This is a genomic window from Amycolatopsis sp. NPDC114478 (genome assembly GCF_055633805.1).
Genome location: NZ_JBVKDO010000020.1, coordinates 115,957 through 141,539, shown reverse-complemented (window position 1 = coordinate 141,539; position 25,583 = coordinate 115,957). Strand labels below are relative to the sequence as shown.

Genomic DNA, 25,583 nt, shown 5'->3' with positions numbered 1-25,583 from the left:
AGCGGGTGATGCCGAAACTGCTCGTCCTCGGGGACGACCTGACCGGCAGCAACGCGACCGGAGCGCTGTACGCCCGCTTCGGGCTGCGCGCGGTTTCCGTCAACGCGCCGCTCGAACCGGACGCACCCTGCTTCCGCGCGGGAAGCGGGATCGACGCACTGGTGGTCAACCTGGGTACCCGGCACGCTCCGCCGTCACACGCCGCGCGGGCGGTGCGGGACGCGGTCGGGCTGGCCGGACCCGTCGAACTCACGGTGAAGCGCGTGGACACGACGCTGCGCGGCAACGTCGGCGTGGAGACCGAGGCCGTCCTGGCGTCGGCGCCGGAGGCCCGCGCCCTGGTGGTCCCCGCGTTCCCGGACGCCGGCCGGGTCACCCTCGGCGGCCTGCACCTGGTCGACGGCGTGCCGCTGGCCGAAAGCCCGGCCGCCCGCGATCCCCTCGCCCCGGTCAGGACTTCGCGGATCCGCACGCTCCTGCGGCCCACCGACCGGGAGATCGCCGAGCTGCCGCTGGACGTCGTCGAGGAGGGCGTGGACGCGGTCGAGGCCGCCTTGCGCGGCCCGGCGGGGATCGTCGTCTGCGACGCCACGACGAACCGGCACCTCACCACCGTCGCCAAGGCCGCCGCCCGGCTGGCGGCCGAAGGCACGCGCTGGATCTCCGTGGACTCCGGGCCGTTCGGGGTCCGGCTGGCGGCCGCGCTGGGCCTCGCGCCCGGCCACGGCACCGTCCCGCCGGTCCTCGCCGTGGTCGGCAGCATCACCGGGCAAACCCGCGACCAGGTACTGGAAACCGAGCTGGTGCTGGACGTGCGCTACGTCGACGTCGACGCGGAGCGGCCCGATCCCCCGGCGATCGCCGCCGCGGCCGGGAAGCTGCTCGGCTCCGGGCACCGCGTGGTCGGCATCCGGACCCGGGCCCCCACGCCGGGCGTCCCGATCGACCCGGACGTCGCGGCGCGGATCCCGCCCGCGCTCGGCGAAGCGACCCGGCTGGTGCTCGGCGCGCACCGGATCGGCGGGCTCTACGCCACCGGCGGCGACATCGCCGTCGAGGTCACGAAAGCGCTCGGCGCCGACGGCTTCGAGATCGACACCGAAGTGCTGCCCCTGGCGGTCGCCGGGCGGCTCTCCGGCGGCCCGCACAGCGGGCTGCCCTTCGCCACCAAGGGCGGGCTGATCGGCGGGCGCGATGCCGCCGTCGCCTGCCTGGAACACCTGAACCACGTGCTGGCCACCGGAAGGAACAACCCGTGAGCGACCTCCCCATCCTCGCCGTCACCCTCGGCGACCCCGTCGGCATCGGCCCCGAGATCACCCTCAAGACCCTCGCCGAGCCCGAGTCCCTGCAGATGGCCCGCGGGGTGGCGGTCGGCGACGCGATCGTGCTGGAACGCCTGGTCCGGCACCTCGGCCTGCACCTGGAGATCAACCCGATCGCCACGGTCGCCGACGCGCGCTTCACCACCGGCGTGATCGACATCCTCAACCTCGGCGTGGTCCGGGAAGACCTGCCGTGGGGCGAAGTCAACGCGACCGCGGGCGCCGCCGCCGTCGGCGCGATCGAAGTGGCCACCCGGCTCGCGCTGGCCGGCGAGGTCGACGCGGTCGTGACCGCGCCGATCAACAAGGAGGCGATCTGGGCCGCCGGTTCCCAGCACCTCGGGCACACCGAGATGCTCGGCGAGCTGACCGGCTCGACCCGGTACAACACGATGTTCTGGGTGTCCGGGCTGAAGATCTTCTTCGCCACCCGGCACCTTTCGCTGCGCGAAGCGATCGACCAGATCACGCGGGAGAACATCGAGCACGCGATCCGCGAGGCCTACACCGCGCTCGAAGTGTTCGGCACCGAGAAACCGAGACTCGCCGTGGCGGCGCTTAACCCGCACGGCGGCGAGAACGGCAAGTTCGGCAACGAGGAGATCGTCGCGATCGCGCCCGCGGTGGCCGCCGCGCGCGTCGCGGGACTCGACGTCGTCGGCCCCATCCCGGCGGATTCCGTGTTCCACCAAGGGATCCAGGGCCGGTTCGACGGCGTGCTCTCGCTCTACCACGACCAGGGGCACATCGCGTCGAAGACGTACGACTTCGACGGCACGGTGTCGGTGACCGTCGGCCTGCCGATCCTGCGCACGTCGGTCGACCACGGCACGGCGTTCGACATCGCCGGCACCGGCCGGGCCTCGCACGGCACGATGATCGCGGCGTTCAAGGCCGCGGCGACGCTGGCGCCGTACGCGCGGAAGCTGCCGTCGATCTACCCGCCGGGCGTCCGGTGATCCCCCGCAAGCGCTGGGCGTACGTCATCCCGGTCGCGGTGGTCATGTACATGCTGGCCTACCTCGACCGCACGAACGTCGCGGTGATCCTGCCCTACATCGGCGACGACTTCCCGCTGTCGGCCAGTGCGAAGGGCCTGGCGAGCGGCATCTTCTTCGTCGGCTACCTCGTGCTGCAGATCCCGGCCGCGGTGCTGGCGGTGAAGTGGAGCGCCCGCAAGACGGTGCTGATCCTGATGGTCGCGTGGGCATTCGCGGCGGTGCTCTGCGGGTTGGTGCAGAACGAAACCCAGCTGTACCTGGCGCGGCTGCTGCTCGGGCTGTTCGAAGGCGGGGTGTGGCCGGCGGTGCTGATCCTGCTGGCGTCCTGGTTCCCGCAGGCCGAACGTGCCCGCGCGAACGCGCTGTGGATGACGTGCCTGCCGATCTCCGCGATCGTCATGTCCCCACTGTCCGGGCTGATGCTCGACCACGTGTCGTGGCGCTGGGTGTTCGTCATCCAGGGCCTGCCGCCGCTGCTGTGGGCGGTCGTCTGGTGGTTCGCGGTGGCCGACCGCCCGGCGAAGGCCCGCTGGATCTCCGCGGAGGAACGCGAGTACCTCGAAACCACCTTGCGGGCCGAGGAAGAGGCGAAGCCGGCGTTCGTTAAGCAGGGCTACCGGCAGGCACTGGCGAACCGGCAGGTGCTGCTGCTGATCGGCGTCTACTTCTTCTGGATCACCGGCTTCTACGGCTTCAGCCTGTGGTTGCCGTCGGTCGTGAAGACGATGACCGGCGGCTCGGCCACCGCGGTCGGGTTCCTGTCGGCCGTGCCGTACGTCCTCGCGCTGGCCGGGATGGTCGCGTGCGCGCACTGGTCGGACCGCACCGGCAACCGGCGGCTCGCCGTCGCGGTGCCGCTGCTCGTGGCCATCGCCGGGCTGCTGCTCGGCAACCTCGTGCACTGGCCCGCGGCGGTGCAGCTGGTGCTGCTCTGCGTCGTCGCGACCGGTGTCTACATGCCGTACGGGCCGTTCTGGGCCATCCCCAGCCGGATCCTCGGGATCGAGGTCGTCGCCGTGGCGATGGGCCTGATCAACGCACTGGGCAACCTCGGCGGGTTCGCCGGGCCCTACCTGGTCGGCTGGCTCACCGACGTCACCGGCACCGCGACGACCGGGTTCGTCGTGCTGGCCGCGTTCCTCGCCGTGGCCGCCGGCCTGGCGTTCTTCGGGCTGAAATCCGCGACTGTGGAAGAGTCGGCGCATGTCCCAGCCGCGACCAGGCACCCGTGACCGGCGCGCGATGCTGCTCGAAGCCGTCCGCGACGGCTCGGGCGGCATCGCGGAGCTGGCCGAGGAGTTCGGCGTCTCGGAGTCGACGATCCGCCGCGACCTCGCCTCCCTCGCCGGAGCCGGGCACGTCGTCCGCACCTACGGCGGCGCGCTCGACACCGAACGCAGTCCCCGCGAGAAGGACCGCGAGAACGCGACGGCGAAGGAGGCCATCGCCCGGCAAGCGGCCGCGCTGGTGCGCGACGGCGAGGTCGTACTGCTCGACGCCGGCGCGACCACCGGCAGGCTCGCCCGCCACCTCGCCCACCGCGAGGGGCTGACCGTGGTCACGAACGGCGTCACCGCCATCCGCGAGCTGGCCGGCTTCGCCGGGATCGACCTGATCGTCCTTGGCGGCCGGCTGCGGCACCCCAACGAGGCCATCCTCGGCGAGAGCGTGCTCGCCCAGCTGAGGCACATCTCACCCGATCGGGTGTTCCTGGGCGCGGACGGCGTGGTGCCCGGCCGTGGGCTGTGCTGCCCGTCACTGGAGCAGTCCGTGGTCAAGCACGCGATGCTGCACGCGGGCGCCGAGGCCTACGTGCTGGCCGACCACTCCAAGCTGGACCAGGCCCCTTTTTCCTACTGGACGCCGCTCGACCGCGAGTACCGGCTGATCACCGACGAACCGACGATCGACGCCGTGTACCCGCCGTTCGCCGAGAGCGTGATCGTGGGCGACGAGCACGAAACTGTCGGTGGTGCCGCGCATCATGGACGACGTGGCAGTTGACGTGCTCGACCTCTTCTCCCCCGCGACCCGGGATTGGTTCGCGGGAGCCTTCGCCGCGCCCACCGCGGCCCAGGACGGCGCCTGGCGGGCGGCGCACGCGGGTGAGCACGCCCTCGTCGTCGCGCCGACCGGGTCCGGCAAGACCCTGTCCGCCTTCCTCTGGGCGCTGGACCGGCTTTCGGTGGAACCACCGCCGGCGGAGGCCACCAAGCGCTGCCGGATCCTCTACGTCTCCCCGCTGAAAGCCCTCGCGGTCGACGTCCAGCGGAACCTGCGCGCCCCGCTCGCCGGCATCTCGCAGGCCGCGCGGCGGCTCGGGCTCCCGGTACCGGAGATCGAAGTCGGCATGCGCACCGGCGACACCACCGCCGCCGAGCGCCGTTCGTTCGGCAAGACCCCGCCGGACGTGCTGGTGACCACGCCGGAGTCGCTGTTCCTGATCCTCACGTCGTCGGCGCGGGAGTCGCTGCGCGGCGTCGAGACCGTGATCGTCGACGAGGTGCACGCGGTTGCGGGCGGCAAGCGCGGCGCGCACCTCGCGCTGTCGCTGGAGCGGCTGGACTCGCTGCTCCCGAAGCCGGCGCAGCGGATCGGCCTGTCGGCGACGGTCCGCCCGGTCGACGAGGTGAGCGCGTTCCTGGCCGGCGGCCGCCCGGTGCGCGTGGTCCAGCCGAAACTGGCGAAGACCATCGAGGTGCGCGTCGAGGTCCCCGTCGAGGACATGAGCAACCTCGACGCACCGCGCAGCGGCCCGGCGCCGAGCCCGCTCGACGAGCTGGAGTCGCTGACCGACGCGTTCCCGCCCGGCGACATCGCGCCGGGCGGCCTGGGCACGCTGGAGGAGATCGCCGGCACCCCCGTGCAGCGGCCGTCGATCTGGCCGGCGGTCGAAGAGCGGGTACTGAGCCTGATCCAGGCCCACCGCTCGACCATCGTGTTCGCCAACTCGCGCCGGCTCACCGAGCGGATGACGGCCCGGCTCAACGAGCTGGCGGCGGAGCGGACGGAGCTGACGCCGGAGGACTCGTTCCCGGCCGAGGCGGTCGGGCAGTCCGGGGTGAGCACCGGCGCGCCGCCGGTGATCGCCCGGGCGCACCACGGTTCGATGTCCCGGGAGCAGCGCACGCGCGTCGAGGAGGACCTCAAGTCCGGGCGGCTGCCGTGCGTCGTGGCGACGTCGTCGCTGGAGCTGGGCATCGACATGGGCGCGGTCGACCTCGTGGTGCAGATCGAGGCGCCGCCGACGGTGGCGTCCGGCCTGCAGCGCGTCGGCCGCGCCGGGCACCAGGTCGGCGCGGTCTCCTCCGGCGTGATGTTCCCCAAGTTCCGCGGCGACCTCGTCTCCTGCGCGGTGGTCGCCGAGCGGATGGCGAGTGGCGCGATCGAGGCGGTCCGCTACCCGCGCAACCCGCTGGACGTGCTGGCGCAGCACATCGTCGCGATGGTGGCGCTGGAGCCGTGGACGGTGCCGGACCTCGCCTCGCTGGTGCGGCGAGCAGCGCCGTTCGCGTCGCTGCCGGACGACGCGCTGCACGCGGTGCTCGACATGCTCTCGGGGCGCTACCCCAGCGAGGAGTTCGGCGAGCTGCGGGCCCGGATCACGTGGGACCGCATCGGCGGCGAGCTGCGCGGACGGCCTGGCTCGCAGCGGCTGGCCGTGACCTCCGGCGGCACGATCCCGGACCGGGGCCTGTTCACCGTGATGACGCCGGGCGGGGACGACAAGCCCGGTTCGCGCGTCGGCGAGTTCGACGAGGAAATGGTGTACGAGTCGCGCGTCGGCGACACCATCCTGCTCGGCACGTCGTCGTGGCGGATCACCGACATCACGCACGACCGGGTCATCGTGGTGCCCGCGCCGGGCGAACCGGCGCGGATGCCGTTCTGGAAGGGCGACGCGCCGGGCCGTCCGCTGGAACTCGGCCGGGCGCTGGGGAAGTTCGTCCGCGAACTGTCCACATCGGACGAAGAGAAGGCTCGTGAGCGGGCCGCCGCGGCGGGGCTGGACGAGCGGGCGTGCGACAACCTGCTGAACTACCTGGCCGAGCAGAAGTCCGCCACCCGGCACGTCCCGAACGACCGGACGATCCTCCTCGAGCGCTACCGCGACGAGCTGGGCGACTGGCGGATCGTCGTGCACTCGCCGTTCGGCGCTCAGGTGAACGCGCCGTGGGCGCTCGCGATCGCCGCGCGGCTGCGGGAAAACCGCGGGGTCGACGCGCAGGTGGCGCACTCCGACGACGGCATCGTCCTGCGCCTGCCCGACGCGCTCGACGCCGACGGCGGTGACGTCACGATCGGCGCGGACGACGTCCTCCTCGACCCCGAAGAGGTGGAGCAGCTGATCGTCGCCGAGGTCGGCGGTTCGGCGGTGTTCGCGGCGCGGTTCCGGGAGTGCGCCGCGCGGTCGCTGCTGCTCCCGCGCCGGGACCCACGGCGGCGCACTCCCCTGTGGCAGCAACGGCAACGGGCGTCGCAGCTGCTGTCGGTCGCGTCGAAGTACGAACGGTTCCCGGTCGTGCTGGAGGCGATGCGCGAGGTCCTGCAGGACGTCTACGACGTGGGCGGCCTGCGGGAGCTGATGGCCGACGTCCGGGCCCGCAAGGTCCGGCTGGTGGAGGTCGAGACACCGGCCGCGTCGCCGTTCGCGCGCAGCCTGCTCTTCGGCTACGTCGGGATGTTCCTCTACGAGACCGACGCTCCGCTGGCCGAGCGGCGGGCGGCGGCGCTGTCACTGGATTCGGCGCTGCTGGCCGAGCTCCTGGGCACCGAGGCGATCCGCGAGCTGCTGGATCCCGAAGCGGTCGCCGAGGTGACCCGGTCGCTGCAGCGGCTCGACCCCGACCGGCACGCCCGCTCGGCGGAGGACGCCGCCGACCTGCTGCGCTTCCTAGGCGACCTGACCGTCGAGGAAGCCGCGGAGCGCGGGATCCAGGCGGAGTGGCTCACCCAGCTGGAGAGCGCGCGGCGGGCGATCCGGGTGCGAATCGGCGGCACCGAACGGTTCCTGGCGATCGAAGACTCCGGCAAGGTGCGGGACGCCCTCGGCACCGCGCTGCCGGTGGGGGTGCCCGAGGCGTTCACCGAACCGGTCGCGGACCCGCTCGGTGACCTGCTGTTCCGCTACGCCCGCAGCCGGGGGCCGTTCGCCGCGGCGGACGTGGCCAAGCGGTTCGGGCTCGGACTGGCCGTCGTCACCGGGGTCCTCGACCGGATGACCGGCGAAGGCCGCCTGGTCCGCGGCGAGCTGAGCCCGGTCGGACACCCGGACACGCACGGCGTGGGTGTCGAGTACTGCGATTCCGCGGTGCTGCGGCGGCTGCGGCGGGCGTCGCTGGCGAAGCTGCGGGCCGAGGTGGAGCCGGTCGAACCGGCGGCGCTGGGCCGGTTCCTGCCGTCGTGGCACGGGTTCGGCGGCCGCGTCCGGGCGGCGCCGACGGCGGACGACGTGCTGTCGGTGGTCGAGCAGCTGGCCGGGGCGCCGTTGCCGGCGAGCGCGGTGGAGTCGCTGATCCTGCCCGGACGGCTGCCGGGCTACTCCCCCGCGTTGCTGGACGAGCTGACGACCGCGGGCGAGGTCACGTGGGCCGGCTGCGGCGCGTTGTCCGGCGGGGACGGCTGGATCGCCCTCGCACCGACGGACGTCGCCGACCTGCTGCTGCCGGAAGTCGTCGAAGACATCCCGACCGGCCCGCTGCACGACGCTCTTCTGTCCACTTTGGAGGGTGGCGCGCTGTTCTTCCGCCAGCTGGTGGACCGCGCGACCGTCCTGGTGGACAAGGCGCCGAACGACGCCGAAGTCGTGGCCGCGCTGTGGGACCTGGTGTGGGCCGGGCTGGTCACCGGCGACACGCTGGGGCCACTGCGGGCCCAGGTGGCCGGGCACGGCGCGCACAAGCCACGGCGTCAGGCACCGCGCGGCCGCTACGCGCGGCTGCGGGCGGGGCGGCCGCAGATGCCGTCGCGGTCGGGTCCGCCGACGGTCGCCGGCCGCTGGGCGCTGACGCCGAACCGCGAGACCGACGCGACTCGGCGCGCCCACGCGCGGACGGAGGCGTTCCTGGAACGCCACGGCGTCCTGACCCGCGGGGCGCTCGACACTGAACGCGTCACCGGCGGGTTCTCCGGGATCTACAAGGTGCTGCGCGGCATGGAGGACACCGGCCAGGTGATCCGCGGCTACGTCGTGGAAGGGCTGGGCGCGGCCCAGTTCGCGGCGAAGGGCGCGGTGGACCGCCTGCGCGCGCTGTCAGGGCCGGGGCGCCCGGCGCCCGGCCGCGCGGTGGTGCTGGCGGCGGCGGACCCGGCCCAGCCGTACGGCGCGGCGCTCCCCTGGCCGGCCGCGACGGGCGACACGAAACACCGTCCGGCCCGCAAGGCCGGCGCGCTGGCGGTGCTGGTGGACGGCGTGCCGGCGCTGTACGTCGAGAGAGGAGGCCGGTCGCTGCTGAGCTTCACGGAGGAGCGGCAACCGTTGTCGGACGCGGCGCAGGCGCTGTCGGCGGCGGTCCGGGAGGGCTGGCTGGGTCAGCTGGCGGTCCAGCGCGCCGACGGCGAGCAGGCCTTGACGTCGGAGCTGGCGGAGGTGCTGAGGGAGGCGGGTTTCCGGGCCACACCGTCCGGTCTGCGGCTGCGGGCCTAAGCTGCCAGTTCGACACCGCACGAAGGATGTTCTGCTCATGGCGATGCGCGAACTGCGCTATTTCGGCGACCCGATCCTCAAGTCCGTCTGCGACCCGGTCACCGTGTTCGACGAAAAGCTAGAGGCGCTCGTGCGCGACCTGGTCGACTCGGTGAAGCCGGCGGGCCGCGCCGGGCTGGCGGCCCCGCAGATCGGCGTCGGGCTGCGCATCTTCAGCTACGACGTCGCCGGCCTCACGGGTTACGTCATCAACCCGGAGATCGCCGAGCTCTCCGAGGAGACGCACGAGATCAACGAGGGCTGCCTGTCGGTTCCGGAGCTGTGGTTCCCCACGAAGAGGGCAAAGCACGCGAAGGTCCGTGGCGTCGACATCCACAACGAGCCGATCGAGGTCGAGGGCGAAGACGTGCTGGCCCAGTGCCTCCAGCACGAAACCGACCACCTCGACGGAATCTTGTACCTGGACCGCCTCACGGCCGAACGCAAGAAGACGGCCCTACGCGAAGCGCGCGACAAGGACTGGTTCTGGAAGCGCTGACCAGCTGAGCAAGCCGCCCCCGCCGGACGCGAATCGCTCGGGCCGCCGCTCCCCCGCCGGCCGGCTAGCGCGGCCACCGCGAGGCAGCTCGGCCGGCTCACCACGCCTCCGGAGCCACACGGCTCACCCGGCCACCGCCAGGTTGCTCGACTGACCCACCGCGCCTCTGCAGCCACGCAGCTCACCCGGCCACCGCCGGGCGATTCGACTGACCCACCACACTTCCGCAGCCAACCCCGCTCATCCGGCCACCGCCGGGCGGCTCTACCGGCACACCGCGCCTCCGCAGCTAACCCAGCCACCGCGAGGCGGCTCGACCGGCCCACCCCCTCCGCAGCCACCCCAGGTCGCGGCCCGCCAACCCATGCGGCCGAGCCGGTCAGTCGCGCAGGAACATTCGCAGCTGGGTGCTCTCCTCCGCCGAGCGTTCCGCGCGCAGGCCCGCCCGGACCGCCGTGCGCGGGAGTACGTCGTCCCCGGACAGGCAGTCCGCTCGCAGCTCCGTGATCCCCTGCGCCTCCGCCAGCACCGCCACGCGGGACAGCAACGCCGTGCCGATGCCCTGGCGCTGCCAGTCGTCCTCCACCAGCAACGAGATCTCGGCGCCCCCCGAAGCCGACGGGATCAGCTGGGCCAGCCCGATCACCTCGCGGCCGAAGACCGCCAGCACGCTCGTCCCGCGCGGCGGCACCAGCAGCCGGTGCAGCCAGCGGCGCGGGACCGTGCGGACTCCCGTGTGGTAGCGGCGGAAGAGCGTCGCCGTCGAGCAGCGGCGGTGCAGTTCGGCCACCGCTTCGGCGTCCGCGGGGAGGCCCTTGCGCAGGACGATCGCCGCGCCGTCGGGGCGGTTCAGCACCACCGGGCCCGCGACGTTGCTGGCCGCCGCGCCCAGCAGCGTGACCAGCGCGTCGGCGCGGGTCAGCTCCAGCTGCACGAACGGCGCCCACTGGCGCCGCGCCACCAGCGCTTCCCCGCCGCCCAGCTCGAACACCGCGCGGTGCCCGCTCTCGGTGCGGCCCGGGTTCGCCTCGGCCGCGGGGACGCGCGTGACCACGTCCGCGGCCAGCACGTCCTTCAGCACCTCGGCGAGCCGGGCCGGGTCGTCGATCGCGCGACGGGCCGCGAGCAGCGTCGACGACGAAGGGTCGACCAGCTCGTGGACGTCGGCGTCGATGATCGCCGTGCACTCACAGCCCTCGGCGCGAATCGCGTCGACGAGGTGCCGCCGCGGCAAGCCGGTCGCCGGGCGCAGGACGATCTCGTCGAGGACGCCGCCGGGAACCGGCAGCACCGCCAAGCCGAGGATGTTGCACTCGAGATCGGCGAGCCGGATCGCGATGCGGGCCAGGGTGCCGGGGTGGTCGTGCATCCGGACCCGCACCCGCCACGCCGTCGGGGCGCCCGGCACGTCGACCGCGGCCGCCGGACCGAGCTGGGGCAACGCTCTGGAGGTCTTCATGCCCCCCACGGTCCCGCGCGGTTGTTGCCGCCCCGGGACGCGGGTGTTTCGCGCAGATCAGCGTTCGGGACGGCTCGGCAACCCGGCCGAAACGCTCAACGCGGGGTCAGCACGCAGAACTCGTTGCCTTCCGGGTCCATCAGCACGCGCCACGGCAGGTCCGGGCCGCCGAGGTCGGCCGGCGCCGCGCCCGCGGCCACCACCTCGGCCACCGACTCGCCGTGGTCGGCACCCGCGGGAGGCGCCACATCGAGGTGGACGCGGTTTTTAACGCTCTTCACGTCCTCGTTGCGGAGGAACTCCAGCCACGGCCCGCGGCCCGACGGCGCGCGCAGCCCGACCAGGACGTCCTCCTCGCGGGCGCTGATCGGCCAGCCGGTCAGCCGCGTCCAGAAGCCCGCCATGCGCTCCGGGTCGTGGGCGTCGACCAGGATCGATGCCACCGCGCCCGCCGCGGCGTACCGCTCGCGGGGCTCGAGGACGCAGAACTCGTTGCCCTCCGGGTCGGCCAGCACGACCCACGGCACGGCGCCCTGCCCGAGGTCGACGCGGCTGCCGCCCAGCTCCAGGGCGCGCGACACCAGCTCCTCCTGGTGCGCGGGCGTCGTGCTCGCCAGGTCCAGGTGGATCCGGTTCTTCACCTCCTTGGGCTCGGGCACCGGGACGAACACCAGGTCCAGGTCCCAGCCGTCGGTCTCCGGGGCGCGCACGTCGACCTCGTCCGGCTCGTCGACGGCGACGCGCCAGCCGAGCAGCGCGGCCCAGAAGTCCGCCAGGACCCTCGGCCGCGCCGCGTCGATCACCAGGTTCACCAGGCGCGTGTTCATGGGCCGCAGGCTAACCGCCACCCCCGACAGTTCCGGTTCGGCTTCCCCACCTACCGGAGTCATCGGGTCGCGAGCCGCAGCAGCGCCCAGAGCTGGGCCGCCTGGTCGTGCACCCCGCGCACGGTCACCGAGGTCAGGGACGACCGGCCCCACAACCAGAGGTAGATCCGCTCGGGCTCGGCTGCGGTGACGACGTCGTCCGCGGCCTCGGCTTCCTCGGCCGAACAGCGCCAGGCCTCCGTCACGTCGGGTCCGGCGCGCGCGATCCAGCTGTGCGCGCCGGCGCGCACGCCGACCGAGCCCGCCTTCGTGCCGGTCAGGCCCAGCATCGGCAGCTTGTGCCCGAACCAGAGGGTCAGGGCCTCGTCGATGCCGTCGATCGCCAGGTCTTCGTCGATGCCACGCGCCTCGGCGCCCGCGGCTTGTTCGACGTCGACGCGGTGGACGAGGGTCTCGTGCAGCATCCGCCGTCGCCAGAAGCCGTAGGTCGGGTCGGCCGGCCACCACGTGTCGGCGTGGTCCTCCGAGTCGTGGGCGGCGAGCTCGTCGAGCAGCTCGGTCAGGCCGGTTTCGAGGTACCCGGCCAGGCTCTGACCCGGTTCGGGGTCGCGCAGCCAGTCGTCGGGGCTGCGGCCTTCGACGAGCCGGCGCCGGACCATCCGGTAGAGGCTCCCGACGTGCCGGGCCACCTCGGCGAGCGACCAGCCGGGGCAGGCGGGCACCGGCGCCTCGAGCGGCGCTGCCTGGACGGCTTCGGCCAGCACACGGCCTTCGATCCCCAACGCCGTGAGCAGCCGCCCCTGGTCGACCGGGCCGTGCTCACGCGACATGGGCTTCCCCGGTGATCGGGAGGCCGTGCACCAGCCGGCGGACGAGCTCGAGGAACGACGTGGCGGCGCGCACCAGCTCCGCGGCCGACTCGGCGGTGACCTTCCCGGTGATCCCGGCCTGCGCGGCGGCGCGCGCGGCGGAGTTGCCGGCGAAGAAGGCGGACCATTCGCGCAGTTCGGGGGCGACGGAGTCGAGCAGCACCCAGGAGCTGGCCGGCCGGGCGCGCCCCCGGTGCGGACGACCCCGAGCGGCAAGCACGGCGGCGGCCCCGCGCAGGGCGGCGAGGTAGGCGCCGATGAACCGTTCGACGGGATCGGTCTCCCGCTCGGCCTCGGCGAGCCCGCGCCGAGCTTGGGCAAGCAGGCCGGCGGCCACGGGCGGAGCGGGCGGGCGAAGGGACATGGGCAGTTCAGGCTCGGCGGCGGCCCGGGACTCCGCACCGGCGGGCGGACGAAGAGACATCGGCAACGCAGGCTCGGCGACCGGCCTCTGCTCCGCGGCGTCGGCAACCGGCGGGCGCGATCCGCTCGGCCGAGGCCGCTCAGGCACCGAACCCGCCGCAGCGGGCACCTGCGGCCGGGACTCCGCACCGGCGGTGGGCGGGCGAAAGGACATGGGCAGTTCAGGCTCGGCGGCGGGCCGGGCTTCCGCACCGGCGGCGGCCGGGCGCAGGGCCATGGGCAGCTCAGGCTCGGCGACCGGCGGGCGCGATTCGGTCGGCTGAGGCCGCTCGGGCACCGAACCCGCTACCGCGGGCAGGTGCGGCCGGGGTTCCGCACCGGCGGCGGCCGGGCGCAGGGCCATGGGCAGGGCCATGGGCAGCTCAGGCTCGGCAACCGGCCGCTGCACCGCAGCGTCGGCAACCGGCGGGCGCGATCCGCTCGGCCGAGGCCGCTCAGGCACCGAACCCGCCACAGCGGGCAACTGCGGCCGGGACACCGCACCAGCGGCAGGCGGCTTCGGCAGCTCAGGTTCGGCAGCCGGACCCGGGGTCATCGGCAACTCAGGCTGGCCGGCGTCCACCGGGCGGCGCCGGGGCTTGCGGGGCTCCACGCAACCCGGGACCGGCGGGGCCGACGACACCGACGGGCGCAGCGGGGACCGCCCGGTGTGCGGGCGCAGCGACATGGGCAGCTGCGGCTGCCCGGACTCCGTGGGGGACACGACCTTGACGGACATGACGACCCTCCTCCTGCGCTGGATGAGCCCGATCATGTGCCCGGCGCCGAGACGCTTCCCCCGCCCCGGAGCCGGGCACCTGACCGGTGCGCGCTCACCGATGTCGAACGTCTGTTCGAACAAAATCCAGAGTAACCCTCCACCCGGCGTCCGCTCAACCCCAGGGGTGGATTCCCGCGGGACAGCAGGTCGGCGGCGTGATCTCATAGGCTCATGAGTTCGCTGGACCACCCCGCCGTCGCCAAGGTGGCGGCCGCGCTCGCCGAAGCCGGGCAGCACGCGGCCGCCGAGGGCATCCGCGTGCTGCCCGCCGAAGTCCGGACCGCCGCCCAAGCGGCCGACGCACTCGGCGTGCCCGTGGGTGCCATCGCCAACAGCCTCATCTTCCGCCTGGGGTCCGACAAAAAAGCGCTCCTCGCGCTGACCTCCGGCGCCCACCGGGCGGATCCGGCCACCCTCGAGCGCCTGGCCGGCGGCGAAATCGGCAAGGCCGACGCCGATTTCGTGCGGGCGCACACCGGGCAGCCGATCGGTGGCGTCGCGCCCACCGGGCACCCCACCGAGCTGCCGACGCTCGTCGACACCGCGCTGCGCGCCCACGACGTCGTGTGGGCCGCCGCCGGGCACCCGAAGACCGTCTACCCGACCACCTTCGCCGAGCTGGTGGCCTTGACCGGGGGCACCCCGGGCGCGCTCGACGGCGCGGAGGAAGATGGGCAGCCGTGACCGCGATGCCCGCCGGCTGCTCCCGCTACGTCCAGCTCTCGACGGACGAGTTCCGCGCGCGCCTGCCCGAAGCCCTGGACATCTACGTCCGGGCGATGCGGTACCCGACGGGCACCGCCGAGCAGCGCGCGCCGATGTGGCTCACCCACGCGCTGCGTGAGGGCTGGCGCTGCATGGCCGCCCTCGACGCCGACGACGTCCTGCTCGGGCTCGCCTACGGCTACCGCGGCCGGGCCGGCCAGTGGTGGCACGAGCAGGTCCGTCACGGCCTGAGCCGCCGGTTCGGACCCGAGGAGGCCGAGCGCTGGCTGTCGGACTACTTCGAGCTGACCGAGATCCACGTCAAGCCGGAGAACCAGGGCCACCAGATCGGCGAGGACCTGCTGCGCGGCCTGCTCGACGGCGTGCCGAGCGCGAACGTCCTGCTGTCGACGCCCGAGGGCACCAGCCGGGCGTGGAAGCTCTACCGCCGCACCGGGTTCGTCGACGTCCTGCGCGACTACCACTTCGCCGGCGACCCGCGGCCGTTCGCGATCCTCGGGCGGACGCTGCCCCTCGACGCGCGCTGAACCTCAGCGTCGTTCGGGCCGCCAGTAGCCGATCGCCAGCGCCACGACCAGTATGGCGGCGCCGCACCAGGCCGTGAGGCCCAGCCGTTCGCCGAACAGCAGAGCGGCCAGGATCGTCGCGGTCAACGGCTCGAGCACGGCCGACAGCGCGCCGAGGACGGGGTGCGCTGTCGCGAGGCCGCGCAGGTAAGCGGCATAGGCGAGCGCCGTCGGCACGGCGCCGAGGTAGCAGACGATCGCGAGGACGTCGGCGTGCAGCGGCAGTGCCATGCCGGTCCAGCCAGCCACGGGGGCGAGCAGGAGGCCGCCGATCAGGCAGCCGAACGCGGTCGTGGCCAGCGGGTCCATGACCGGTTTCGCCGTGAGCAGCGTCAGCGTCGCGAAGCCCGCGGCCGCGAGCAGCGCGAAGCCGAGGCCGCCGAGGAGGTGGGCGGGTTCCTCCGGCGACCAGCGGAGCAGGACGAGCCCGGCGAGGGTGCCGGCGACCGAGACGAGCGTCCAGCGGCCGGGTTTCCGCACCGCGGCGAGGGTGACGAAGACCGGGGCCGCGCCGATGGTGGTCATCGTGGCGACGCTGACCGAGCTGAGCGCGACGGCGGCGAAGTAGCTGGCTTGGAAGAGCGCGAACAGCCCGCCGACGGCGAGGAGCCGTTTGCCGGCTTCGGCCGTGCGCGGGAAGGTGCCGCCTTTGAGGAGAACCGCCAGGGTGGCGACCCCGCCGCCGACGAGCAGCCGGTAGGCGGCGACGGCGAGCGGATGGAGGCCGGCGCGCTGGGCGAGCAGCGAGCCGGCGAGGCCACCGGTGCCCCAGAGGACCCCGGCGAGAACGAGCGCAGCCGACGAACGGGCGCGCGTGGGCATGTCAACGGACATGGGAATGCTCCTGCGTCGAAGGAAAAGGGAGTTCGACGCGGGGCGGTTTGTGCACGACAGATCAGCCGCGGGCGCTGGAGGCCACGCGGCGGAGAACCACCCCGCTCAGACGCGGGGCGGTGGGGTGACGAAGAGAATTCGGCGCACGAAAGGGGAATCTAGCGGCGGGTCCGGCGCAGCGCGACGGGTTTTCCACAGGGCGGCGCGGTTGTGGACAGTCGAGCCGTGAGCTGGCTTTCCGGGCGGTTTTGTCGGGCCGGGCCGATAAACTGGACGTGGGACGCCCCCCAGGGAAGGGCGGGGGCCGCCCGTTGTCGGACGGCCCCGCACACCTCAGTCCAGCTGGGCCAGCTGCTCCCGCAGCGTGTCCAGCCCCATCCCGCCCATCTGCAAAGCCTGAGTGTGGAACCGCTTGATGTCGAACCCGGCACCCGCCCGGCCCTGCGCCTCGGCCCGCGCAGCCAGCCACAGCCGCTCGCCGATCTTGTACGCCGGCGCCTGCCCGGGCCAGCCCAGATACCGGTCGATCTCGTCCCGGACATGGGCCTGGTCCGTGATCGTTCGCGTCAGCATGAACTCCAGACCCAGCTCCGGCGTCCACCGCGAACCCTCGTGGAACCCCGTGCCCGACGGGATCACCAGCTCCAGGTGCATGCCCAGGTCCACCACGACCCGCGCCGCGCGGAACAGTTGCTCCGACAGCATCCCCAGCAAATCTCCGTCGTCCGCCAGGTAGCCCAGTTCCTCCATCAAGCGCTCCGCGTACAGCGCCCAGCCCTCCGCGTGGCCCGACGTGAACGCCATCAGGCGCTGGTACTTGTTCAGCCGCTCGGACTGGTCCACCGCCGTCGCGATCTGGAGGTGGTGGCCCGGCGCTCCCTCGTGGTACACCGTGCTCGTTTCGCGCCACGTCGAGAACTCGTCGCGGCCGGCCGGGAGGGACCACCACATGCGGCCCGGGCGGTCGAAGTCCTCGCTCGGCCCTGTGTAGTACGCGCCGACGCCGCCGCCCGGTGGGGCGATCTTGCACTCCAGCGCCATCACGCGGTCGGAGATGTCGAAGTGCTTGCCGCGCAACGACTTCAGTGCCTCGTCCGACAGGTGCTGCATCCACGCCTCGAACTCGGCGCGGCCGCGGACGCGGTAACGCGGGTCGGCGTCCAGGGCCGCCGCGGCCTCCGCCAGCGACGCGCCCGGCTTGATGCGGTTCGCGACCGCGCGCATCTCGGACTCGATGCGCGCGAACTCCGCCCAGCCCCACTCGTACGCCTCGCGCAGGTCCAGCGCCGCGCCGACGAAGTAGCGCGACCACAGGCGGTAGACGTCCTCGCCGACCGCGTCCTTCACCGGGGCCTTCGGGGCCAGCTCGGCGCGCAGGAACCCGGCGAACTCCGCGAACGCCTCGTCAGCCGCCCGCGCGCCGTGCGTGAGGTCCGCCGCCAGCGCCGGGGAAGGCGCGCCGCTGACCAGCTGGGTGAAGTAGCCCGTCTCCTCCTTCAGCCCCGCCCACGTCTCGCACTGCTCCGCGACCTTGGCGACCTGGCGCAGCGCCGCGACGTGCCCCGCGTCGGCCGCCGTGAGCAGGCCGTTGCGGACGTTCGCCAGCGCCCGCGGGACCTCGCCGAGGCGGGCCGAGACGACCGACCAGTCGTGCTCGGTCTCCAGCGGCATCAGGTCGAACGCCATCCGCAGCTCTTGAACGGGGCTGGAGATGACGTTCAGGCTCGCCACGTCGAGGCCGGCCTCGTGGATCTCCAGCTCCAGCCCGACGCGCTCGGTGAACACGGCCTTGGCGGCGCGCTCGGCGGCGTCGCGCGGCTCGGCGGCGGTGACGGCGGCGTGCGCCCGCGCGGCCAGCCCGGCGCGCTCGGCGAACCCGTCCGCCGAGTAGTCGGTCAGCCGGTCGTCGTGACCCTTGACGCCGTAGGCGGTCGCGGCGACCGGGTCCACGGCCGAGTAGTCGTCGACGTAGCGGTCACAGATGCCGTGCACGCCGTCGGAAGCAGTAGAAGCCATGCGCCGCACGCTACCGGGCCACCGGGACCCGGTGGTACGTACTTAAGCACGGGCCGGGACGAGCCCCAGCCGCGCGATCACCTCGCGCGTCGCCTTCGACCGGTTGAACGTGTAGAAGTGCAGGTTCGGCACGCCTTCGGCGATCAGCTTCTCGCACAGTTCCGTGGTCACGTCGATGCCCGCCGCGCGGAACGCCTTGGGGTCCTCGGCCAGCGGTTCGAGCCGGTCCAGGAGCTTCCGGGGCGCCGGCGCGCCGGACAGCTTGATCGTCGTCTGCAGCGTCCGCCACGTCGTCAGCGGCATCACGCCGGGCAGCACCGGCACGTCACAGCCGGTCGCGGCGACCCGGTCGCGCAGCCGCAAGAAGTCCTCGGCGCCGTGGAACAGCTGCGCGATCGCGAAGTCCGCGCCCGCCCGCAGCTTGCGGACCAGGTACTTCGTGTCCGTTTCGAGGTCGGGCGAGCGCGGGTGTCCGTAGGTGTAGGCCGACACGCCGACGCAGAAGTCGCCCAGCTCGCGGACCAGCTGGACCAGCTCTTCGGCGTAGGTCAGCCCCTCCGGGTGCGGGATCCAGTCGCCGTAGACGTCGCCCGGCGGGTCGCCGCGCAGCGCGAGGACGTTGCGCACGCCGACCGAGGCGTACCAGCCGATCACGTTCCGCAGCTCGGCGACGGAGTGGTTGACCGCGGTCAGGTGCGCCATCGGCACCAGCGTCGTCTCGGTCGCGACGCGGGCGATGCTGCGGATCGTGCCGTCGCGGCTGGAGCCGCCGGCGCCGTAGGTGATCGACATGTAGGCCGGGTCGTACGGCTCGAGCTCCCGGATCGCCTTCCACAGGACGCCCTCGTCCGCCGCGTCCCGGGGTGGGAAGAACTCGATGGAGAACTTCGGCCCGTCTCCTCGCAACCGCTCGATCACCGACGTCATGCCTCGAATGTTAAGGGGCCCGGCTCTAGACTCGATACAGGAGTGAGCGATGAGGGATGACGACGCCAGCTGGGACGAGGACGTGCGCCTCGCCGTGTACCACGCCTTCGCCGACCGCGGCCGCGCGCCGAGCGGGCCGGAGCTGGCCGACGCGGCGGGCGGATCCCTCGCCGTGGCCAAGCAGGCGCTGCACCGGCTCGCCGACGCCCACCACCTGGTGCTCGACGAGTGCGAGCACGTCGTGCTGGCCCACCCCTTCGCCGCGAAGTCCCTCGGCTTCTCCGTGATGGGCTCGCACACGCTCTGGTGGGGCGGCTGCGCCTGGGACTCGTTCGCCATCCCGCACCTGGTCGACGACGAGCCCGAGGTGCTCGTCGCGACCCGCTGCCCCGGCTGCACCCAGCCGCACGCCCTGGTCGTGGACCGGGCGAAACCGCCGGAGGGCGCGCAGGTGGCGCACTTCCTCGTGCCCGCCGCGCGGATGTGGGACGACGTGCTGCACACCTGCGGCAACCAGCGGCTGTTCTGCTGCGAGTCCTGTGTGGACGCGTGGCTCGCGGCGACCGGGCAGGCCAAGGGATACGTGATGGACCTCGTCACGCTCTGGCGGCTCGCCCGCGGCTGGTACGCGGGCCGGCTCGAGCGCGGCTACCGGCGGCGCGAGCCGGACAGCGCGGTCGCCTACTTCGCCGAAGCGGGCCTCACCGGGCCGTTCTGGGCACCGGCCACGGCCGGAGTCTGATTCGCCACATCCAGGTGCCCCGGCGGCCCGCGGCCCCGCCGGTTCCGCGAGGATGGCGGGATGAACGCGCCCGTCTCCGACGCCGACCTGCCCGCCCACGTCGAGCGCGCGCTGGCCGGGTTCCTCGAGCGGGCGGGCACCGCGATCCTGGACACCGAACCGACCGTGGCCGCCGGGATCGACGCGCTGCGCGGGTTCGTGCTGAACGGCGGCAAGCGGCTGCGCCCGACGTTCGCCTGGTGGGGCTGGCGCGGCGCGGGCGGCGACCCGGCGGGCCCGGACGCCGAGGGCGTGCTGCAGGCGGTGGCCAGCCTCGAGCTGATCCAGGCGTGCGCGCTGATCCACGACGACCTCATCGACTCCTCCGACTCCCGCCGCGGCTTCCCGACCGTGCACATCGCGGGCGCGAAGCTGCACGCCGACCGCGGCTGGCTCGGCTCCCCCGCGACGTTCGGCCTGGCCACCGCGGTGCTCGTCGGCGACCTGGCGCTGGCCTGGGCGGACGACATGTTCGCCGACGCGCCGCTGCCGGCTGAGACGCTCGCCGCGGCGCGCCCGGCTTGGCGCGCGATGCGCACCGAGGTCCTCGCCGGGCAGTACCTCGACGTCCGCACGCAGGCCACCGGCGACGCCTCCGTCGAGGCCGCGCTGAAGATCGACCGGCTGAAGACCGCCGCCTACACCGTGCAGCGGCCCCTGCACCTGGGCGCGGCGCTCGGCGGCGCCTCCCCCGAACTGATCGGCACGCTGCTGGAGTTCGGCGGCGAGGTCGGCGTCGCCTTCCAGCTGCGTGACGACCTGCTCGGCGTGTTCGGCGACCCGTCGGTCACCGGCAAACCCGCCGGCGACGACCTGCGCGAGGGCAAGCGCACGCTGCTCGTCGCGCTCGGCCTGCAGCTCGCAGCGGAGAAGGGCGAGACGGCCGCAGCCACGGTCATCGCCGACGCGATCGGCGACGCGGACCTCTCCGACGAGGGCGTGGAGACCGTCCGGATGGCGTTGCGGCAGGTCGGCGCGGTCGACGCCGTCGAGCGCCGGATCGACGAGCTGACGACGGCGGCGATGGCCGCGCTGGACCGCGCGCACCTGGCCGAGCCCGCGCCCGAGGCGCTGACCGGGCTGGTCGTCAAGGCCACCCAGCGGACGTACTGACGTGCGGACGATCGACGGTCCGGCCGACCACGTCGTCGTCATCGGGGCCGGGCTGGCCGGGCTTTCGGCGACCCTGCACCTGCTCGGCGCCGGACGGCGCGTCACGCTGCTCGAACAGGCCGCCACCCCGGGCGGCCGCGCCGGGCAGGAGAACTTCGACGGCAACGCCGTGGACACCGGCGCGAGCGTGCTGACCATGCCGGAGCTCCTCGAAGAGGCGTTCGCCGCGGTCGGCGAGCCGCTGGCCAAGAACCTGCGCCTGACCAGGCTGGACCCGGCGTACCGGGCGCGGTTCGCCGACGGCCGCTCTCTCGCGTTGCACACCGACGGCGACGCCATGGAGGCCGAGATCCGCGCCTTCGCCGGCGCCCGCGAGGCGGCCGGCTACCGGGCGCTGCGGCGCTGGCTCACCGAGCTGTACGCCGTGCAGAAGGACCGCTTCCTCGCGGCGAACTTCGACTCGCCGTTCGACCTCGCCCGTCCCGAGCTGGCGAAGCTCGCCGCGCTGGGCGGGTTCGGGCGGCTCGGCCCGCGCGTCGGCCGCTACCTGCTCGACGAGCGCGTCCGGCGGCTCTTCACGTTCCAGGCGCTCTACGCCGGTCTCGATCCGGCGAGCGCGATCGGCGCGTACGGCGTCATCGCCTACATGGACACCGTCGGCGGCGTCTACTACCCCGAAGGCGGGATGGGCGAGATCGGCCGGGCGATGACCGGCGCCGCCGCGCGAGCGGGCGCCGACGTCCGGTTCAGCACCGAAGCCGCCTGGCTCGAACGGGTGAACGCGCGGGTGCGCGCGGTCCGGACGCGCTCGGGCGAGCGGATCGCGTGCGACGCCGTCGTCCTCGCCACCGAGCTGACCGCCGCGTACCGGCTCATCGGCGCGCGGCCGCGGCGGCCGGTGCCGCTGCGCTACTCGCCGTCCGCCGTCGTCCTGCACGGGCGGACGAGCGCGAAGTGGGACCTCGGGCACCACACGATCTTCTTCGGCGACGCCTGGGAGCGGACGTTCGCGGAGATCATCCGCGAGGGGAAGCTGATGAGCGACCCGTCGCTGCTGGTGACGCGGCCGACGGCGACCGATCCGGGGCTGGCCGGCCGCGGCGGCGAGATCGTCTCGGTGCTCGCGCCCGCGCCGAACCTGCGGCGCGGGCCGATCGACTGGGACCGCGTCCGCGGGCCGTACCGCGAAGAGCTCCTCCGCACGCTCGAAGCGCGCGGGCTGACCGGGTTCGGCGACGAGTTCACCGTCGACGAGACGATCACCCCGGCCGACTGGGCAGCGCGTGGGCTCGCCGCCGGGACGCCGTTCTCGCTGGCGCACACGTTCGCGCAGACCGGCCCGTTCCGGCCGGCGAACCTGGTGCGCGCGGCGGGCAACGTCGTGCTGGCCGGCTGCGGTACCACGCCCGGCGTCGGCATCCCGCCCGTGCTCATCTCCGGACGACTGGCAGCGGAAAGGATCACCGGCCGGTGAACGAACTCGACGCCGCGGGCATCCTCTCGCCGGACCTGCGGGCCGCGTACACGGAGTGCCGCCGCATCAACGCCCACCACGGGCGCACGTTCTTCCTGGCCACCCGGTTGCTGCCGGCGCGGGCCCGGCCGGCCGCGCACACGCTGTACGGCTTCGCGCGGATGGCCGACGAACTGGTCGACAACCCGGAGCCGGGCAGCGATCCGGCGGCGTCCCTCGATCGTGTCGGCGACCTGGTCGACGTCGTCTACGACGGCGGCACCCCGGACGACCCGGTGCTCGTGGCGCTGGCCGACACCGTGCGGCGCTACGGCATCGCGCGGGACCTGTTCGACGCGTTCCTGAAGTCGATGCGGATGGACCTTTCGCCGGTCGAGTACCGGACGTTCGCCGAGCTGGGCGAGTACATGTACGGCTCGGCCGCGGTGATCGGGCTGCAGATGCTGCCGGTGTTCGGCACGGTCGGCCCGCTGGCCGACGCCGAGCCGGGGGCCATCGCGCTGGGTGAGGCGTTCCAGCTGACGAACTTCCTGCGCGACGTCGGCGAGGACCTCGCCCGCGGCCGGCTTTACCTGCCGTCGTCGGAATTGGCGGCGTTCGGTGTCACGCGCGCGTTGCTGGAGGAGAGGCGGCCGGACCCGCGGATCCGGGCGGCGCTGGCGTACTTCGTCGCGCGGACGCGGGCGGTGTACCGGCGGGCCGAAGCGGGGGTCGCGCAGCTGCGCCCGGAATCACGGCCCTGTGTGCAGACGGCGTTGACGTTGTACGAGGGGATCTTGGACGAGATCGTGGCGCTGGACTACGACATCCTCACGCGGCGCGCGGTGGTCCCGAAGTCGCGCCGGCTGGCGGTGGCGGGCTCCGCGCTGGCGCGCGAGAGGTTCCGGAGCGGTCGTAGGCTGCGATCATGACCGAACGACGCATCCGGATCGGCCTGCAGCTCCAGCCGCAGCACGCCGACTACGACAGCATCCGGCGCACCGCGTCGGCCGCCGAGGACCTCGGGGCCGACATCGTCTTCAACTGGGACCACTTCTACCCGCTGTACGGCGATCCCGAGGGCAAGCACTTCGAGTGCTGGACCATGCTCGGCGCGTGGGCGGAGTCGACGTCCCGGGTGGAGATCGGCGCCCTGGTGACCTGCAACAGCTACCGCAACCCCGAACTGCTGGCCGACATGGCGCGCACGGTGGACCACATCTCCGGCGGCCGGCTCATCCTCGGCATCGGCTCGGGCTGGTTCGAGAAGGACTACGACGAGTACGGCTACGAGTTCGGCACCGCGGGCGGGCGTCTCGACGACCTGGCGGAGTCGCTCCCCCGCATCGAGTCGCGCTTCGGCAAGCTGAACCCGCCGCCGACGCGCAAGATCCCGGTCCTCATCGGCGGCGGCGGCGAGAAGAAGACCCTCAAGCTGGTGGCCAAGCACGCCGACATCTGGCACGGCTTCGGCGACCCGGAGGTCGTCGAGCGCAAGGTGAAGATCCTCGACCAGCACTGCGTGGACGTCGGCCGCGACCCGGCCGAGATCGAGCGCTCGTGCGGCGTCCAGGGCGAGCCGGACGAGCTGGGCCCGAAGCTGCTGAACCTGGGCGTCACGACGTTCACGGTCGGGGTCGGCGGCCCGGACTACGACCTCGGCGCGCTCGGGAAGTGGATCGCCTGGCGAGACAAGACCAACAGCTGATCACGCTCGCGCCCGGTGCGCGGCGACTCGCTCCCGCGTCGCGCACCGGGTTGAGCAGAACCTCCGCGGGCTTCCTCCGCCCGTGTGGGCGAACGGCTTCCCGCACGACACCGACGCGCACAACCCTCCCGGCACGTCCTGGCGCTCTGCCAGCAGCGAAGCCAGCCCCAGCGCCGACGACGTCACCAGCCACGCTCCCCACGGCCCGTCGTCCGCCGCGTCCACGTGCAAGTGCCAGCCGTAGCCCTCTTCGTGGTCCGTCAAGCGCGGTGGACGCGCGTACGCCGCGAACAACGCGTTGAGCACCGAGGCCGCCGAAACCACGTCCGGCGCCGCGAACACCTCGCGCAGTTCAAACGCAGCCCTCTGCAGCTCCGAGACGTCCGCGGCCGACAGCCGGACGTCCGGTTCGCCGTGGGACCGCAAAACCTGCGCGACAGCCGGCGGCGAAGGGTCCGAAACCAGCAGCACGCCCAGCAGGTCGACCGCGCGCTGCACGGAATCCCGGTGCGGAAAGGCCATGCCCCACTGTAACGTCTTGCTGATGATAAGGCGTTACCTGACCGGGGCGACGCTCGCGCGGACCGGGGACGAGCTGTCCGGCCCCGCCCTGCTCCTGCTCGGCCTCCAGCACGGCGCGCACGCCGGCTCGGCGCTGCTCGCCGGGCTGACCGCGGCCGCCGCCGTGGGCGGCCCTGTCTTCGGCGCCCTCCTGGACCGCAGTCCGGCGCCCGGGCGGCTGCTCGCCACCGCCCTCGCCGGGTACGCCGGCGGCCTCGCGGTCATCGCCACGGCGTTCGGGCACCTGCCGCTGGTCAGCGTGGTCGCCATCGCGGTCGTGACCGGCCTGCTCAACCCGGCCATCGCCGGCGGCTGGACGGCCCAGCTGCCCGCCGTCGCCAAGCAAGAACTCCCCAAAGCCAGCCGCCTCGACGCCCTGACCTTCACCGCCGCCGCGCTGGCCGGGCCCGGCCTCGCCGGACTCCTCGGCGGCACGAGCGGCCTCGGACTGGCGGTGGTCCTGGTCGCGGCGGCCACGCCGATCGCCTGGCACCTCCCCACGAAACGCCCCCAGAAGAAGACCCGCCTCCGGGACGGCTTCACGGTCCTCGTGCGCAACGCCCCGCTGAGACGGGCGACCACGGCGTCGACGATCTCCTGCGCCGGCATCGGCATGATCACCGTCTGTTACCCGCTCCTGGGCGCGGCTCACCTACGCGGCCCAGAGGACGGCGCCCTCCTGCTGACCGTCCTCGCGGTCACGTCCCTCCTGGCCAACGCGGTCTTCACACGAAAGCCGCTGCCCTGGTCGCCGGACCGGACCGTCCGGCTGAGCACGCTGGTCCTGGCCGCGAGCGCCGCGCTGGCGGCTGTCGGCACGGACACCGTCTCGCTGGCGGCAGCCGCCGCGATCGCCGGGATCGCCGAAGGACCGCAGCTCACGGCCTTGTTCGCGATCCGCCACCGGGAAGCCCCGGAGCACGTACGGGCTCAGGTGCTCACGACGGCGGCGAGCGTGAAGATCACCGGCCTGGCGGCGGGAGCGGCCCTGGCCGGCCCCCTCGCGGCGTGGTCGCTCCCGGCGTGCCTGCTCACCGCCGCGGCCGTCCA

At 73.4% G+C, this 25,583-nt stretch carries 21 protein-coding genes and 1 pseudogene; 14 read left to right on the top strand and 8 right to left on the bottom strand.

Translation table 11 applies throughout. The annotated features are described in order from the left end of the window. Window positions 1-8: 8 nt before the first annotated feature. The 6 genes from ACZ7OH_RS40305 to def are packed head-to-tail and all read left to right on the top strand — an operon-like array spanning window position 9 to window position 9,510. Window positions 9-1,259 (top strand): four-carbon acid sugar kinase family protein, encoded by a 1,251-nt coding sequence (locus ACZ7OH_RS40305; RefSeq protein ID WP_470285713.1) that lies wholly within the window; start codon window positions 9-11, stop codon window positions 1,257-1,259. Then, window positions 1,256-2,284, top strand: coding sequence for a 4-hydroxythreonine-4-phosphate dehydrogenase PdxA (pdxA, locus tag ACZ7OH_RS40300; RefSeq protein ID WP_470285712.1), 1,029 nt, complete (start codon window positions 1,256-1,258; stop codon window positions 2,282-2,284). The genes ACZ7OH_RS40305 and pdxA overlap by 4 nt, the downstream gene beginning before the upstream one ends. After that, complete coding sequence (locus ACZ7OH_RS40295; RefSeq protein ID WP_470285711.1) at window positions 2,281-3,558, top strand: MFS transporter; 1,278 nt, start codon at window positions 2,281-2,283, stop codon at window positions 3,556-3,558. Before pdxA ends, ACZ7OH_RS40295 begins: the two co-directional genes overlap by 4 nt. Then, window positions 3,530-4,330 carry a DeoR/GlpR family DNA-binding transcription regulator gene (locus ACZ7OH_RS40290; protein ID WP_470285710.1) on the top strand — a complete coding sequence of 267 codons (801 nt, stop codon included), beginning with the start codon at window positions 3,530-3,532 and terminating at the stop codon, window positions 4,328-4,330. The genes ACZ7OH_RS40295 and ACZ7OH_RS40290 overlap by 29 nt, the downstream gene beginning before the upstream one ends. Continuing rightward, on the top strand, window positions 4,311-8,972 hold the full coding sequence (locus ACZ7OH_RS40285; protein ID WP_470285709.1) for a DEAD/DEAH box helicase: 4,662 nt from the start codon (window positions 4,311-4,313) through the stop codon (window positions 8,970-8,972). Before ACZ7OH_RS40290 ends, ACZ7OH_RS40285 begins: the two co-directional genes overlap by 20 nt. 37 nt (window positions 8,973-9,009) lie before the next feature. After that, window positions 9,010-9,510, top strand: coding sequence for a peptide deformylase (gene def, locus ACZ7OH_RS40280; protein WP_400889121.1), 501 nt, complete (start codon window positions 9,010-9,012; stop codon window positions 9,508-9,510). Window positions 9,511-9,889: 379 nt separating this feature from the next. Here def and ACZ7OH_RS40275 read toward each other — a convergent pair whose 3' ends face one another. From ACZ7OH_RS40275 to ACZ7OH_RS40260, 4 genes are all read right to left on the bottom strand, one after another. Next, on the bottom strand, window positions 9,890-10,969 hold the full coding sequence (locus ACZ7OH_RS40275) for a GNAT family N-acetyltransferase (protein WP_470285708.1): 1,080 nt from the start codon (window positions 10,967-10,969) through the stop codon (window positions 9,890-9,892). A 95-nt stretch (window positions 10,970-11,064) separates the two neighbouring features. After that, window positions 11,065-11,796 (bottom strand): VOC family protein, encoded by a 732-nt coding sequence (locus tag ACZ7OH_RS40270; protein ID WP_470285707.1) that lies wholly within the window; start codon window positions 11,794-11,796, stop codon window positions 11,065-11,067. Between the two features lie 59 nt (window positions 11,797-11,855). Further along, complete coding sequence (locus ACZ7OH_RS40265; protein WP_470285706.1) at window positions 11,856-12,626, bottom strand: maleylpyruvate isomerase family mycothiol-dependent enzyme; 771 nt, start codon at window positions 12,624-12,626, stop codon at window positions 11,856-11,858. Further along, window positions 12,616-13,029: an SAV_6107 family HEPN domain-containing protein gene (locus tag ACZ7OH_RS40260; protein WP_470285705.1), complete on the bottom strand. Its 414-nt coding sequence runs from the start codon at window positions 13,027-13,029 to the stop codon at window positions 12,616-12,618. The genes ACZ7OH_RS40265 and ACZ7OH_RS40260 overlap by 11 nt, the downstream gene beginning before the upstream one ends. A gap of 990 nt (window positions 13,030-14,019) precedes the next feature. On the opposite strand from ACZ7OH_RS40260, the gene ACZ7OH_RS40255 reads away from it, so the two are divergent. Together ACZ7OH_RS40255 and ACZ7OH_RS40250 are read left to right on the top strand one after the other, a co-directional pair. After that, window positions 14,020-14,532 (top strand): YbaK/EbsC family protein, encoded by a 513-nt coding sequence (locus ACZ7OH_RS40255; RefSeq protein WP_400889107.1) that lies wholly within the window; start codon window positions 14,020-14,022, stop codon window positions 14,530-14,532. After that, window positions 14,529-15,101 carry a GNAT family N-acetyltransferase gene (locus ACZ7OH_RS40250; protein ID WP_470285704.1) on the top strand — a complete coding sequence of 191 codons (573 nt, stop codon included), beginning with the start codon at window positions 14,529-14,531 and terminating at the stop codon, window positions 15,099-15,101. Before ACZ7OH_RS40255 ends, ACZ7OH_RS40250 begins: the two co-directional genes overlap by 4 nt. A 3-nt stretch (window positions 15,102-15,104) precedes the next feature. On the opposite strand, the gene ACZ7OH_RS40245 is transcribed toward ACZ7OH_RS40250, so the two are convergent. The 3 genes from ACZ7OH_RS40245 to ACZ7OH_RS40235 all read right to left on the bottom strand — a co-directional run bounded on the left by ACZ7OH_RS40245 (window position 15,105) and on the right by ACZ7OH_RS40235 (window position 18,917). Beyond that, window positions 15,105-15,974 carry a DMT family transporter gene (locus tag ACZ7OH_RS40245; protein ID WP_470285703.1) on the bottom strand — a complete coding sequence of 290 codons (870 nt, stop codon included), beginning with the start codon at window positions 15,972-15,974 and terminating at the stop codon, window positions 15,105-15,107. 333 nt (window positions 15,975-16,307) lie between these two features. Continuing rightward, entirely contained in the window at window positions 16,308-17,990 is a 1,683-nt protein-coding gene (locus ACZ7OH_RS40240; RefSeq protein ID WP_470285702.1) for a DUF885 domain-containing protein, read from the bottom strand. A 42-nt stretch (window positions 17,991-18,032) separates the two neighbouring features. After that, window positions 18,033-18,917, bottom strand: coding sequence for a methylenetetrahydrofolate reductase (locus ACZ7OH_RS40235; RefSeq protein ID WP_470285701.1), 885 nt, complete (start codon window positions 18,915-18,917; stop codon window positions 18,033-18,035). Window positions 18,918-18,966: 49 nt separating this feature from the next. Between ACZ7OH_RS40235 and merB the strand changes: the two genes are divergently transcribed. The 5 genes from merB to ACZ7OH_RS40210 are packed head-to-tail and all read left to right on the top strand — an operon-like array spanning window position 18,967 to window position 23,972. Next, window positions 18,967-19,659: an organomercurial lyase gene (merB, locus tag ACZ7OH_RS40230; protein ID WP_470285700.1), complete on the top strand. Its 693-nt coding sequence runs from the start codon at window positions 18,967-18,969 to the stop codon at window positions 19,657-19,659. Between the two features lie 60 nt (window positions 19,660-19,719). Then, complete coding sequence (locus ACZ7OH_RS40225) at window positions 19,720-20,811, top strand: polyprenyl synthetase family protein (RefSeq protein WP_470285699.1); 1,092 nt, start codon at window positions 19,720-19,722, stop codon at window positions 20,809-20,811. Between the two features lies 1 nt (window position 20,812). Further along, window positions 20,813-22,285, top strand: a complete 1,473-nt coding sequence (crtI, locus tag ACZ7OH_RS40220; RefSeq protein WP_470285698.1) for a phytoene desaturase family protein — start codon at window positions 20,813-20,815, stop codon at window positions 22,283-22,285. Next, a complete protein-coding gene (locus ACZ7OH_RS40215) occupies window positions 22,282-23,196 on the top strand; it encodes a phytoene/squalene synthase family protein (RefSeq protein WP_470285697.1) in 915 nt (304 codons plus the stop codon). Before crtI ends, ACZ7OH_RS40215 begins: the two co-directional genes overlap by 4 nt. Further along, complete coding sequence (locus ACZ7OH_RS40210; RefSeq protein ID WP_470285696.1) at window positions 23,193-23,972, top strand: LLM class F420-dependent oxidoreductase; 780 nt, start codon at window positions 23,193-23,195, stop codon at window positions 23,970-23,972. Before ACZ7OH_RS40215 ends, ACZ7OH_RS40210 begins: the two co-directional genes overlap by 4 nt. Here ACZ7OH_RS40210 and ACZ7OH_RS40205 read toward each other — a convergent pair whose 3' ends face one another. Then, entirely contained in the window at window positions 23,973-24,494 is a 522-nt protein-coding gene (locus ACZ7OH_RS40205) for a CGNR zinc finger domain-containing protein (protein ID WP_470285695.1), read from the bottom strand. On the opposite strand from ACZ7OH_RS40205, the pseudogene ACZ7OH_RS40200 reads away from it, so the two are divergent. After that, window positions 24,493-25,188, top strand: a pseudogene (locus tag ACZ7OH_RS40200) (MFS transporter); the annotation flags it as partial. The gene ACZ7OH_RS40205 and the pseudogene ACZ7OH_RS40200 sit on opposite strands and share 2 nt — an antisense overlap. Between the last annotated feature and the right edge of the window lie 395 nt (window positions 25,189-25,583).